Here is a 12,565-nt window from a genome sequence, read left to right as displayed (position 1 = left end):
GTCGATGCAGGAACAGACCGGTGGCCGCCTTGACGGTACGCCGGCCGTAGGCAGGGGGCTGCAATGAGTGCGCTTCGCGATGCGATGAGTCACGCCGCGCTGGGCTGGGTCAAGCCGGAGCTGGACGAGACGTTGCGCCAGGCGCGCAACGAGATCGAGTACTTTGCCGAAGAACCCTCCGACACCAGTCGGATGCGCTTCTGCGCCGGCTATCTGCACCAGGTGCAGGGCACCTTGCGCATGGTCGAGTTGTACGCCCCGGCGATGGTGGCCGAAGAGCTGGAGCTGCTGGCCCAGGCCGTGCAGGTCGGCGAGGTGGCCGACCGCGACGAAGCCTGCGCGATGCTGATGCGCGGCACCGTGCTGCTGCCCGATTACCTGGAACGCCTGCAGAACGGTCACCGCGATATCCCGATCGTGCTGCTGCCGCTGCTCAACGAGATCCGCGCCACGCGTGGCCAGCCGGGCCTCAACGAGAGCGTGCTGTTCGCGTTCGATCCGCAGGCCGGCGTCGCCACCGAGGCGGAGCTGGATCATGCCCGCGGCAGCCTGAGCGGGCGCAATCGCGAACTGCTCGACACCGTCGGCAACGCGGTCAAGGAGGAACTGCTGCGCGTCAAGGATGCGCTGGACCTGCACCTGCGCACCGGCGGCGAGATCGCCGAGTTGCAGACCCAGGTCAAGGATCTGGGCAGCGTCGCCGACACGCTGGGCATGATGGGCCTGGGCGTGGCACGCAACGTGGTCGTGCAGCAGCGCGATGCGCTGGCGCGCGTGGTCGACGGCCAGGTGCAGATGGACGAAGGCGTGCTGCTGGATATCGCCGGCGCGCTGCTGTACGTCGATGCCTCGCTGGACGACCAGGTTGCCAGCCTCGGCGCCGATGTCGGCGACGGCAATGAAGCCGGCAACAGCGCCACCTCGTCGGAAGTGCGGCGCACGGTGGACGTGCTGGCGCAGGAGGCGATCGCCAATTTCGGTGCGGCGCGCGAGCATTTCGTCGCCTTCATCGAGACCAACTGGGACCACACCCGCCTGGCCGATGTGCCGCACCTGCTCGGCGAAGTCGGCGGCGCCCTGCGCATCCTCGAATTGCCGCAGGCGGCCGATTATCTGGAAGGCGTGCGTCGCTACGTCGATCTGGAACTGATCGGCAAGCAGCGCGTGCCCAGCGGTCGCCAGCTGGACACCCTGGCCGACGCGATGGCCAGCCTGGAGTACTACCTGGAAGCCCTGCGCGAGCGCCGTCCCGGCCGCGAGGAGATCCTGGACATCACCCGCAACAGCCTGGAGACGCTGCGCTACTGGCCGCTGCCGACGGGCCGGCTCTCCGACCTGCCGGTCGGTGCCGACCAGCCGGGCCGCACGGCCGAGCCGCAGCCGCCCGCCGCATCGCCTGCACACGCCGGCGCACCGGTGCTGGCGGCCAACGACGCCGCACCGACGGCGTCGCTGGAGTGGGCCAACGAGACCGTGCTCGAGGTGCCGTTTGCCGCCAGCGTGGTGCACGACACCGGCGCTGCCGCCACCGATGCGGTGTTCTCGTTCGATCCGGTTGCCGCCGAAGAGACCGTCTCCGGCCAGGCGCACGTGCCGTTTACGGTGGCGCCGCTGGACCTGTCCGATGATGGCGCGCAGGCGCCCGGCGACTGGCAGCTGGAAACCACCGAACAGGCCGCGCCGATCGCCACCTCCGTGTTCGACCCGGTCTCGGCCGAGCAGGACGGCAGCGTGTCGGCCGATGCCGCCCAGGTCAGCTATACCGTGGACCTGACTGCGCTGGAGCACGACGACAGCGCCACGCCGGCGGTTGCCGAGCAGGCGCCGTTGCAGATCGCGCAGATCGTGTTGCCGGGCGATGCCGACCAGACCGAAGCACCACTGGACTTCATCGCGCAGGCCGGAAGCGGCCGCGCGCAGACCAGTATCGACGATGCGTTCTCGCCGCCGCCGTTGCCGCCCGTCGCGCCGCAGGAACCGGCCGACCCGTTCGTCGAATCCGTGCCCGAACCGCAGCCGGCCCCGGCCGACGAAGCCGCCGGGCAGGGCACGCCGCGCGTGCAGCAGGCGGTGGTCAGCGCGTTCGAGCTGGATGCCGCATCGACGGCGTTCCTGGCCCAGCTCGATGCGGCCGCCGCGCAGTTCGATGTGCAGCGTCCGCAGGCACCGCAGGCGACCGACGCCGCTGGCGACGCCCAGGCTGCCGAGGCAACGCCCCAACCGGCAGTAAGCGAACCGGCAGTAAGCGAACCGGCCCAGGCGGGTGCCGATGCCGGCATCTTCGGCGGCTTTGGCGACAGCGATATCGACGACGATATCCGCGAGGTGTTCCTGGAGGAATTCGACGAAGAACTGGTCAACCTTGGCCAGCTGCTGCCGGTATGGCGTGCCGCACCGCACAGCCAGGATAACCTGCGCCCGATCCGCCGCGTCTTCCACACCCTGAAGGGCAGCGGCCGTCTGGTCGGTGCGCACGTGCTCGGCGAGTTCAGCTGGAAGATCGAGAGCATGCTCAACCGCGTGCTCGACAACTCGCGCCCGGCCAGTCCGGCGGTGGTGGCGATGGTCGAGCTGGCCTACGAGGTGCTGCCGCAGTTCAACGCCGCCTTGCGCGACCAGGGCCGCATCAGCGCCGACCTGCCGGCCATCCAGGCAGTTGCCGAGCGCGTGGCCGCGGGCGAAGAGGCCTACTACGTGGCCGCGCCGGCGCTGCCGGCGGCGGAGGTTGCCTTCGTTCCGGCAGCGGTGGGCGTGTTCGCTGCGAGCGGCGGCACACCGGCATCGGTGGACAGCGTGCTGCGCGAGATCCTGGAAGCCGAAGTCGCCACCCACCTGGACACCGTCAACGCGTGGCTGCAGGCCAGCCAGGCCGAGCCGCAGCTGGTGAGTGAAGAACTGCTGCGCGCCGTGCACACCATGAGTGGCGCGTTTGCGATGACCGACGTGCCGGAAATCACCCTGGTGACCACGCCGGCCGAGAGCTACGTCAAGCGTCTGCTCGCCGCGTCGCTGACGCCGTCGCAGGATGGCATCGACGCCATTGCCGCAACGGCGGCGGCAATCGCCACCACCGTGACCGCCCTGCGCGCCGATGCGCCGTTGATCCCGTCGTTTGCGCCGCTGACCGAGCGCCTGCGCGCGCTGGTGGAAACGCTGCCGGAAGCGCAGTGGCCACCGCAGGCGTTCCTGGACGAGCTGGAGGATCTGGAGGCGCCGGGCGAGATGGCCGTCGGCAGCGAACCGGCGGTCGAGCTGACCGGTGCGCAGGACCTGTCGCCGTATCTGGACGCCGGCGCACTGCCGTCGCAGGCGACCGATGCCGGGGCGTCCGTGCATGCCGCCGCCGACGCGGCACAGGATGCCGCTGCGCATGCCGACGTCGACGCGGCACAGGATGCCGCTGCGCATGCCGACGTCGACGTGGCACAGGATGCCGCTGCGCATGCCGACGCCGACGCAGCACAGGATGCCGCTGCGCATGCCGACGTCGATGTGGCGCAGCATCCTGCTGCGCATGCCGACGCCGACGCCGACGCGGCGATTGCGGTGGACGAACTGGCCGAGGCCGAGGCCGAAGACACCTCGGCGCTTGCGCTGGAAGCACCGGCACCACACGACCAGGCGCAAACGGCTGACGTTGCTGCGCCGGAGCAGGAGCAGGCGCAGGGCGCCGATTCGCTCGAGGCTGCGCAGGCAGCGGCCGCGGATGCACGCGCACCCGATGCGGAAACGGCGCAGGCCGCCGATGCGGTGCACGGCGATACGGAGCAGTACCAGCACGCGGACGACATCGGAGCCGCATCGCCTGGCACCGATGCGCACGACACGCCGGCCGATGAGCCGGTGGTCGACGCCGATGCCTGGGATGCGACCGGATTGCAGCAGGCCGGCGGTGTCGATGCGGTGTCGCACGCGCCAGCAGGCGACGTACCGGAAGCTGGCGAGCATGCGGCCGTGGACGCGCTGTCCGACGCGGAAGCCGCGTTGGATGATGCGCAGACGCTCGCCCCGCCGGAAGCCGGGCAGGTCGATGCCGAGCACGCAGACGCCGGGCAGCCGTCGCCGGGCGAGCACGCAGCCGTGCACGGTCATGACGACCCATACGACCAGCTCGACGACGACGCAGTCGCGCAGGATGCCGAGGCGAAGTCGAGCGATGCCGCCGCAACCACCGACCAAGCGCCTGTCGAGACCATCGAGGCGCTGGAAGCGGTGCATGCGCAGCCACCGCTGGCCGACCGGACCCATGCTGCAGCGGGCGAAGACCGGGCGCCGGTTGTCGCGGCACTGGACGGCGGGTCGAGCGAACAGGGCGATCACGTTTCCACGTTGCACGAGGACGCCGTCACCACGCAGGTGCAGCACGCGCAGCTGCCGGCCGACGAGGCGGCACAGCACGGCGATGCCGCATGGCCGCACGATGCCGACGCGCGCGTTGGTGAACAGCAGCACCAAGACACAGCGCAGCGGGGCGAACAGTCGTCTGCCGAACAGCAGGCCCTGCCTGGCGAGCAGGTGCAGCCGCACGAATCTGCGCATGCCGACGAGCCTGCGCAGTCGGAAACGCGCGTCGATGCGGGTGAGCAGGAATCCCCGGACGCACATGTGTACGCGCATGCCGACCAAGCAGAGCACGTTGCGGAAGCCGAACGCAGTGCAGAAGCGGAGCACGTTGCCGAAGCCGAATGCACTGCAGAAGCAGAGCAGACTGCAGAAGCCGAACGCACAGCGGAAGCAGAGCAGACAGCAGAAACAGAGCCGGCTGTAGAAGCAGGGCAGGCTACAGACGCAGAAAAGACTACAGAAGCAGAAAAGACTGCAGAAGCAGAAAAGACTGCAGAAGCAGAAAAGACTGCAGAAGCAGAAAAGACTGCAGAAGCAGAAAAGACTNAAAGACTGCAGAAGCAGAAAAGACTGCAGAAGCAGAAAAGACTGCAGAAGCAGAAAAGACTGCAGAAGCAGAAAAGACTGCAGAAGCAGAACTGGCTGCAGACGCGGAGCACGCTGCGCAAGCACAGCAGGCTGCGGAAGCACTACCCGAGTACGTCATCGAGTCGGTGCAGGCCTTCGAGATGGCGCAGGTGGCCGACCAGGTCGAAGAGACTGGCGATCCGCAATCGGAAACGGCGCCGGAGCTGCAGTCCGACCCCGTTGCTGATGCGGATGCGCAAACCGATGCCGATGTCCACGCGCAGTATCGCGACGCAGACGCATCTGTCGGTATGCATGCTGTCGGGACTCCCGACCACGTCGGGCAGCTCGGGCAAACCGAACACGGCGACCACGTCGAATACGTCGAATACGTCGAATCCACGGAACACGCCGAACCGGCCGAATCCGCCGAAGCCCCAGGCGAACACGCCGCCGTCGTGCCCTTCAGCGCGCCGGTGGAAGACGCCGCAGCGGGCGATAGCGCCGCCAGCGACGTGGGCGCAGCCTTCGATACCGGTCCGCTCAACTTCGACCAGCTCGATGGCGAACTGGTCGACATCTTCGTCGAGGAGGGCCGCGACCTGCTGGACCATTGCGATGGTCTGATCGCCCGCATGCGCGAGGTGCCGGAAGACCGCGAGGTCCTCAACGGACTGCAGCGCGACCTGCACACGCTCAAGGGCGGCGCGCGCATGGCCGGCATCAATGCCATCGGCGATCTCGGCCATGCGATCGAGTCGCTGCTCGAAGCGGTGGCGGCCAACCGTACCGACATCGACCGCGACGACGTGCGCCTGTTCGAGCGCGGCTTCGACCGCCTGCACCAGCTGTTGACCCGCACCGGCATGCACCGCGCCGTGGCGATGCCGACCGACCTGGTGGACGCCTTCGAAACCCGCACCCGTGGCCGCAATGCCGCAGAACCCAGCGATGCCGACGTGCGCGCGATCGCCAAGGCATCGGTGGAACCGGCACCGCTGTCGGCACCGGTGCCGGTCGAGGGCCAGGGCGAGGACGACTTCCTGCCGCGTGTGCAGCAGGAGCAGGTGCGCGTGCGCGCCGACCTGCTGGACCGGCTGGTCAACCACGCCGGCGAAGTGGCGATCTACCGCTCGCGGCTGGAACAGCAGCTGGGTGCGTTCCGCGGCGCGATGGGCGAACTGGATCGCACCAACGCGCGTCTGCGCGACCAGCTGCGGCGTCTGGACCTGGAAACCGAAGCGCAGATCGTGGCGCGCTATCAGCGCGAGCAGGACCAGGGCGACCGCACCTTCGATCCGCTGGAACTGGACCGCTTCTCCACCCTGCAGCAGCTCAGCCGCGCGCTGAACGAATCGGCGGCCGACCTGGGCGGCTTGCAGGGCGTTCTGGAAGACCTGTCGCGTCAATACGACGGCTTGCTGCAACAGCAGTCGCGCGTCAGCTCCGAGCTGCAGGACGGCCTGATGCGCGCGCGCATGGTGCCGTTCGACGGCCTGGTGCCGCGGTTGCGCCGCGTGGTGCGCCAGGCCGCGACCGATACCGGCAAGCAGGTGCATCTGCTGCTGGAAGGTACCCAGGGCGAACTGGACCGCAACGTGCTCGATCGCATGGTCGCGCCGCTGGAACACATGCTGCGCAACTCGGTGGCGCATGGACTGGAAGCGCCGGAGCAACGCCGCGATGCGGGCAAGCCGGAAGAAGGCAGCATCGCGATCCGGCTGCGTCGCGAAGGCTCGGAAATCGTGCTGGAAGTGGCCGATGACGGCGCCGGGCTGGACCGCGAGGCGATCCGTCGCCGCGGCGAGCAGCGCGGCCTGATCGAGCCCGGCCAGGAGCTCGGCGAGGCCGAGCTGGATGGGCTGATCTTCGCCTCCGGTTTCAGTACCTCCGAGCAGGTCAGCCAGCTGGCCGGCCGTGGCGTGGGCATGGACGTGGTCCGCAACGAAGTGCGTCAGCTTGGCGGCTCGGTGGATATCCACTCGGTGCGCGGCCAGGGCGTGACCTTCACCCTGCGCCTGCCGCAGACGCTGGCGGTCACCCAGGCGGTGTTCGTGCGCATCGGCGATACCACCTTTGCGGTGCCGGTGGCCTCGGTCAGCGGTATCGGCCGCATCTCGCGCAGCCGTTACGAGTCGGGCGAAGGCGGCTACCACTACGCTGGCGAGGAGTACGCACTGCACGATCTCGGCTCGCTGGTGGGCCAGGTCGCCGCACGTGCCGATGGCCAGGCGCAGGTGCCGCTGCTGCTGGTACGTGCCGGCGACCTGCGTGCGGCGGTGGCGATCGACCAGGTGCTGGGCAACCGCGAAATCGTGGTCAAGCCGGTGGGCCTGCAGATCGCCTCGGTACCGGGCATCTACGGCGCCACCATCACCGGCGATGGCCGCGTGGTGGTGATCCTGGACGTGGCCCCGCTGGTGCGTCGCTACCTCAGCCAGCCGGCGCGTCCGGCGCCGGAAACCCCGGCCGAATCGCAGCGCCAGGTGCCGTTGGTGATGGTGGTGGACGATTCGCTGACCATGCGCAAGGTCACCAGCCGCGTGCTGGAGCGCCACAACCTGGATGTCACCACCGCGCGCGATGGTGTCGAGGCACTGGAACTGCTCGAAGAGCGCGTGCCCGACCTGATGCTGCTGGACATCGAAATGCCGCGCATGGACGGCTACGAGCTGGCGACGGCGATGCGTGCCGACCCGCGCTTCAAGGCGGTGCCGATCGTGATGATCACCTCGCGCAGTGGCGACAAGCATCGCCAGCGCGCCTTCGAGATCGGCGTGCAGCGTTACCTGGGCAAGCCCTACCAAGAGTTGGATCTGATGCGAAACGTGTATGACCTGCTGGGGATCGCCCGTGTCCGAGACTAATGGCGCAATGGGAACGCCGGTCGCCCTGCTGGGCCGTCCCGGGCCGGCGCGCGAGCGCCTGCGTGAAGCGCTCGGCCTGGCTGGCGCGCACGTGGTGCTGGAGGACGAGCCGGCGGCGGTGGACGTGCAGATGCTGCGCGATGCCGAGCCGGTGGCGGTGCTGGTCGCGCTGGAGCCGTCGATCGAAGATGCGCTCGAGGCACTGGAGCCGGCCTTCAACATGCCCGGCGTCACGGTGATCTTCGACGAGGCCGAGCTGACCGTGCGCCGCGAGGGCTGGGAAGCGCAGCGCTGGGTGCGCCATCTGGCCGCCAAGCTGCATGGACATGCCGACGTGTTGCCGCCAGGGACCGAAAGCGAGCCGTCACTGCAGCCCGAGCCGGGCCTGGCGCTGGCGCCGCGGCAGGATTCGGACCTGCAGCTGGACCAGCACCTGCAGGCCGCCGCGCACGCCTTCGACAGCGTGCCCGGCGATGCCTTGTTCGCGCGTGTCGCGGACACCTCCGGGGCCGCAGCGGCGGCCGGCACGCCTGGCCTGACGCTGGGCGATTCCAGCACCTGGGGCCTGGTCGACGAGGTCGCCGTGGTGGTGCGCCCGCGTGCCGCCCTGGACATGGATGCGTTGTCGACCGGCGGCCTGTCGCTGGTGGAGCTGGACCAGGCCGGCGACGTCGCCGGTGCGGTGCTGGTACTGGCCGGCATCGGCGGCCCGGATGCGATCCGCCGCCTGCTGTCCGCGCTGCCGCCGGAGTTTCCGCGCGCGGTGCTGGTGCGCATGACCCTGGACGGCGGCCAGTACGGCAACCTGGTGCGGCAGATGGGACGGGTGTCGGCATTGCCGGTCGAACTGGGCGAAGCCGGCCAGGGCGTCAGCGCGGGCAAGGTCTACGTGCTGTCCGACGACATCGGCGTGCAGCAGCGGGCCGGCGCGCTGGCGTTTGTCGCGCAGGCCGATCCGGCCGGACTGGTGGCCGCGTTGCCGCCGACCGACAGCGCGGTGCTGATGCTCAGCGGCGCCAACGAGGCACTGGTCGAGTCAGCGCTGGCGCTGGCCGAGCAGGGCGCCTGGCTGGCCGGTCAGTCCGCCGACGGCTGCTACGACCCGGCCGCGGCAGCGCGGCTGGCGCGGCAAGGCATTTTGACCGGCGATCCCGCGCAGCTGGCGCGGGCGCTGGCACAGCGTTGGCCGGCGTAAGCCGGGCGCTTCCTCTCAGATCGGAACAGGTGCGATGAGCTACGCCAACAATGACGAAATCCGCGGCGTCCTGATCCAGGCCGGCAACGAGCGCGTGCTGCTGCCCAACGCCACGGTGGCCGAGGTGATGTCGCGGGTGGCGGTCGAGGCGCTGCCGGACATGCCGCGCTGGGTGGTGGGGCGCATCGACTGGTACGGCTGGAAAGTGCCGCTGCTGTCGTTCGCGCGCCTGAGCGGCATGGGAGAGGAGCCGGCTGCCGTCAACAACAAGGTGATCGTGCTCAAGGCACTGGGCGGCAATCCGGCGCTGCCGTACTTCGCCTTGCTCACCGCCTCGTTCCCGCAGCTGATCTCGGTGCCGCGCGATGGCCTGCTGGCCGACGCCTCGGAAGACGCGCTGCCCGACGGCGTGCACATGCGCGTGCTGCTGGGCGAACAGAGCGCATTGCTGCCGAACCTGGACGCGATCGAAGCGCAGGTTGCGCACGCGCTGGCGGCGATTGCCGCGTAACGCACCGCTGCCGGACGACGAGGCTGCCGGCTTGCCGGCGATGTCGGGGTGCGGCGGGAAGGGGCCGCAGCGGCCAGGCTGGCGTCGCGCTTGCGGGGTGCAGCCGGTGCCGGCGTGGCGGTTGCCCGAGATCCCTTGCTTCCCTCGGGCAACCGTTAGCGGGGGCATGATCCGTATGCGTCTGCCTGCTCCACACAACACGCATGCCGCGCGCACGACGCGAGCGCGGCTGTCATGAGCCTGCCTGTCTTCGCACCCGTCCAGCACGCCGACGGTGTGGTGCTGTGCGATCTGGCCATCGTCGATCCGGCCGCAATGGCCGACTACCACAGCCGTCATCGCGCGCATCTGGCCGCTGCAATGCCGCTGCGTCCGCCGGCGTTCTACACCACCGAGGGCTGGCGCCGGCTGAGCATCGCCTACCGCACCGCGGTGCCCGGCGAGCGCGAGTTGCAACTGGTGTTGCTGCGCGATGCGCAGGTGATCGGCACGGTCGGCTTTACCCAGATCCAGCGCGGTGCCTTCCAGGGCTGTCATCTGGGGTACGGCCTGGACGCGCAGCAGCAGGGGCGCGGCTTGATCCACTGGGCGGCCACCCAGGGCATCGCGTTTGCATTCGGCCCGCTTGGCCTGCACCGGGTGATGGCGCAATACGTCCCCGACAATCTGCGCAGTGCACGCGTGCTGCAGCGGCTGGGCTTTCAGATCGAAGGCTATGCGCGCCGCTATCTGCAATTGAACGGCGTCTGGCGCGACCATGTGTTGACCAGCCGGTTGCGCGAGGACGCTGACGCCGGTGGCGGGTGAGTCGGTTCGTCCCTGATCGCCGCGGCGGTCCGGGCGCAGCGCGTACGCAGCGGGCCCTGCGCGTGCGCCGGTTGTGCGCGGATCCGCAGCCGACAGCGCCGCAAGGCGGTTTATCCGCGCGCGGCGCTGCCGCATGATGGAAGGCTGGCGCCGCGCAGTGCGGCGGCCGTTTTCTTCCTGCATGGAGTTCGCCCGGATGATCCAACGTCGTCACTTCCTCAAGAGCGCCACGCTGGGCGCGATCGCTTCCGGCCTGGCCGGGTGGGGCGCACGTGCGCAGGCCGCGGCCGGCGCCGGCAAGGGCACGGGCACGGGCACGGGCGGGCCCGTCGCCGCGTTGCCGCGCGGCGCGGCGCGGGTGATTTCCACCTGGGATTTCGGCATTGCCGCCAACCAGGCCGCCTGGAACATCCTCGGCAGCGGCGGTCTCGCGCTGGATGCGGTGGAAGCGGGCGTGCGCGTACCCGAAGCGGACCCGAACAATCCCACCGTCGGCCTGGGCGGCTACCCCGATCGCGATGGGCGGGTGACGCTGGACGCCTGCATCATGGATCACCTGGGCAACTGCGGCGCGGTGGCATCGCTGGAAGACGTGGTGCATGCCATCTCGGTGGCGCGCGCGGTGATGGAAAAAACCCCGCATGTGATGCTGGTCGGCGATGGCGCGCGGCAGTTCGCGCTGGAACAGGGCTTTCCGCAGACCAGGCTGCTCACGCCCAGCGCCGAAGCGGCGTGGAAGGAGTGGTTGAAGACCTCCAAGTATTCGCCCGAGGCCAACGTGGAAAACCGCGCCTGGCGCGATGCCAAGCTGCCGGGCGGCAAGGACAACCACGACACCATCGGCATGCTGGCACTGGATGCGCACGGCAACCTGTCCGGCGCGTGCACCACCAGCGGCATGGCGTGGAAGATGCACGGCCGGGTCGGCGACAGCCCGATCATCGGTGCCGGCCTGTACGTGGACAACGAGGTGGGCGGCGCGACCTCCACCGGCGTGGGCGAGGAGGTGATCCGTAATGTCGGCAGTTTTGCCGTGGTGGAAATGATGCGCCAGGGGAGGTCGCCGGCCGATGCCTGCCGCGAGGTGGTGATGCGGCTGATCCGCCGCAAGCCCGAACTCACCCGCACCTTGCAGGTCGGATTTCTGGCGATGAACAAGCGCGGCCAGGTGGGGGCGTTCGCGATCCAGAAGGGTTTCAGTTATGCGGTCTGCGATGCGCAGCGGCAGGACCTGCTGGTGCCCGGCGACAGCCACTACACCACCGAGCCTGCGGCATGAGCGGGTTTGGGCTGGAGGTGGCTGCCGATTCGGTGGGATCGGCATTGGCGGCGCAAGAGGGCGGTGCGATGCGGGTCGAGCTCTGCGGTGGTCTGGACGGCGGCGGGTTGACGCCGTCGTTCGGCACGCTGGCGGTGGTGCGTGAGCGATTGCAGATTCCGCTGTATGTGTTGATCCGCCCGCGCGTGGGCGATTTCGTCTTCGACGCGGCCGAAGTCGAGGTGATGCGGCGCGATGTGGAGCACTGCGTGCGGCTGGGCTGCGATGGCGTGGTGCTGGGTGCGCTGGATCCGCATGGGCAGGTCGACATGGCCACGATGCGGGTGTTGATCGCCGCGGCCGGTTCGCTGGGCGTGACCTTTCATCGTGCGATCGACGTCAGTGCCGATCCGTCGCGCGCGCTGGAAGATGCAATCACGCTGGGGTGCGAGCGCGTGCTGACCTCCGGTGCGCGTGCGAGCGCGCTGGAAGGTGTCGACACCATCGCTGCGCTGGTGCGGCAGGCGGGCAAACGTATCAGCATCATGCCCGGTGCCGGGCTCTCCGAGGACAACCTTCGCACCGTGAGCGAACACACCGGCGCCCACGAGTTCCACGCCTCGGCGCGTCGCGTGATTGCCGCGCAGGTGCAGGCACCGCACCCGTCCATTCGCGATCTGGGAGGCGACTACCAACGGACGGATGTCGTACGGGTGCAGCGAATGGTCGATATGTTGCAGCAACGCTGAGCAACGCGCATGCGCGCCCGGTGACGAGAACTGCGATTGGCACGCGGTTCTCGCGCCGTCTCAGCCTTGAGGCCGCTACCCTGGCCGGCACCACGGGATGTAAGGCCCGACAGATCTGGTGTCGCTGGAGGCGCGCGCTGTGCGGCGGGTGGTCAAGAGCGGCCGGCGCATTGCCGGGCGGCACGCTCATCGGCCTGGACGCTTCCGCATCGGTGGCATGTTGGGGCTTCCCTACGCAAGCTGTCGGCAGCCGGAATCCAGCGGTCG

The 12,565-nt window shown here is 69.2% G+C and carries 5 protein-coding genes and 3 pseudogenes; all 8 read left to right on the top strand.

Annotation, left to right across the window (positions count from 1 at the left end; all coding sequences use genetic code 11):
* Positions 1–63 precede the first annotated feature (63 nt).
* Positions 64–4,730, top strand: a pseudogene (locus tag C0541_RS21580) (Hpt domain-containing protein); the annotation flags it as partial.
* 156 nt (positions 4,731–4,886) lie between these two features.
* Positions 4,887–5,178 (top strand): annotated as a pseudogene (locus C0541_RS21750) (hypothetical protein); the annotation flags it as partial.
* A 194-nt stretch (positions 5,179–5,372) separates the two neighbouring features.
* Positions 5,373–7,778, top strand: a pseudogene (locus C0541_RS21575) (hybrid sensor histidine kinase/response regulator); the annotation flags it as partial.
* 7 nt (positions 7,779–7,785) lie between these two features.
* Complete coding sequence (locus tag C0541_RS14915) at positions 7,786–8,973, top strand: chemotaxis protein CheB (RefSeq protein ID WP_115049483.1); 1,188 nt, start codon at positions 7,786–7,788, stop codon at positions 8,971–8,973.
* A 34-nt stretch (positions 8,974–9,007) separates the two neighbouring features.
* Complete coding sequence (locus C0541_RS14910) at positions 9,008–9,484, top strand: chemotaxis protein CheW (RefSeq protein ID WP_115049481.1); 477 nt, start codon at positions 9,008–9,010, stop codon at positions 9,482–9,484.
* Between the two features lie 234 nt (positions 9,485–9,718).
* Positions 9,719–10,291, top strand: coding sequence for a GNAT family N-acetyltransferase (locus C0541_RS14905; protein ID WP_115049478.1), 573 nt, complete (start codon positions 9,719–9,721; stop codon positions 10,289–10,291).
* 196 nt (positions 10,292–10,487) lie between these two features.
* Positions 10,488–11,570, top strand: coding sequence for a N(4)-(beta-N-acetylglucosaminyl)-L-asparaginase (locus tag C0541_RS14900; protein ID WP_115050383.1), 1,083 nt, complete (start codon positions 10,488–10,490; stop codon positions 11,568–11,570).
* Positions 11,567–12,298 carry a copper homeostasis protein CutC gene (locus C0541_RS14895; RefSeq protein ID WP_115049476.1) on the top strand — a complete coding sequence of 244 codons (732 nt, stop codon included), beginning with the start codon at positions 11,567–11,569 and terminating at the stop codon, positions 12,296–12,298. Before C0541_RS14900 ends, C0541_RS14895 begins: the two co-directional genes overlap by 4 nt.
* The last annotated feature ends 267 nt before the right edge of the window (positions 12,299–12,565 follow it).

The sequence above is a fragment of the Xanthomonas arboricola genome, from assembly GCF_003353015.1.
GTDB classification, from domain to species: domain Bacteria; phylum Pseudomonadota; class Gammaproteobacteria; order Xanthomonadales; family Xanthomonadaceae; genus Xanthomonas; species Xanthomonas arboricola_E.
The sequence above is the reverse complement of the archived record's forward strand: the minus strand, read 5'-3'. Positions and strand labels throughout refer to the sequence as shown.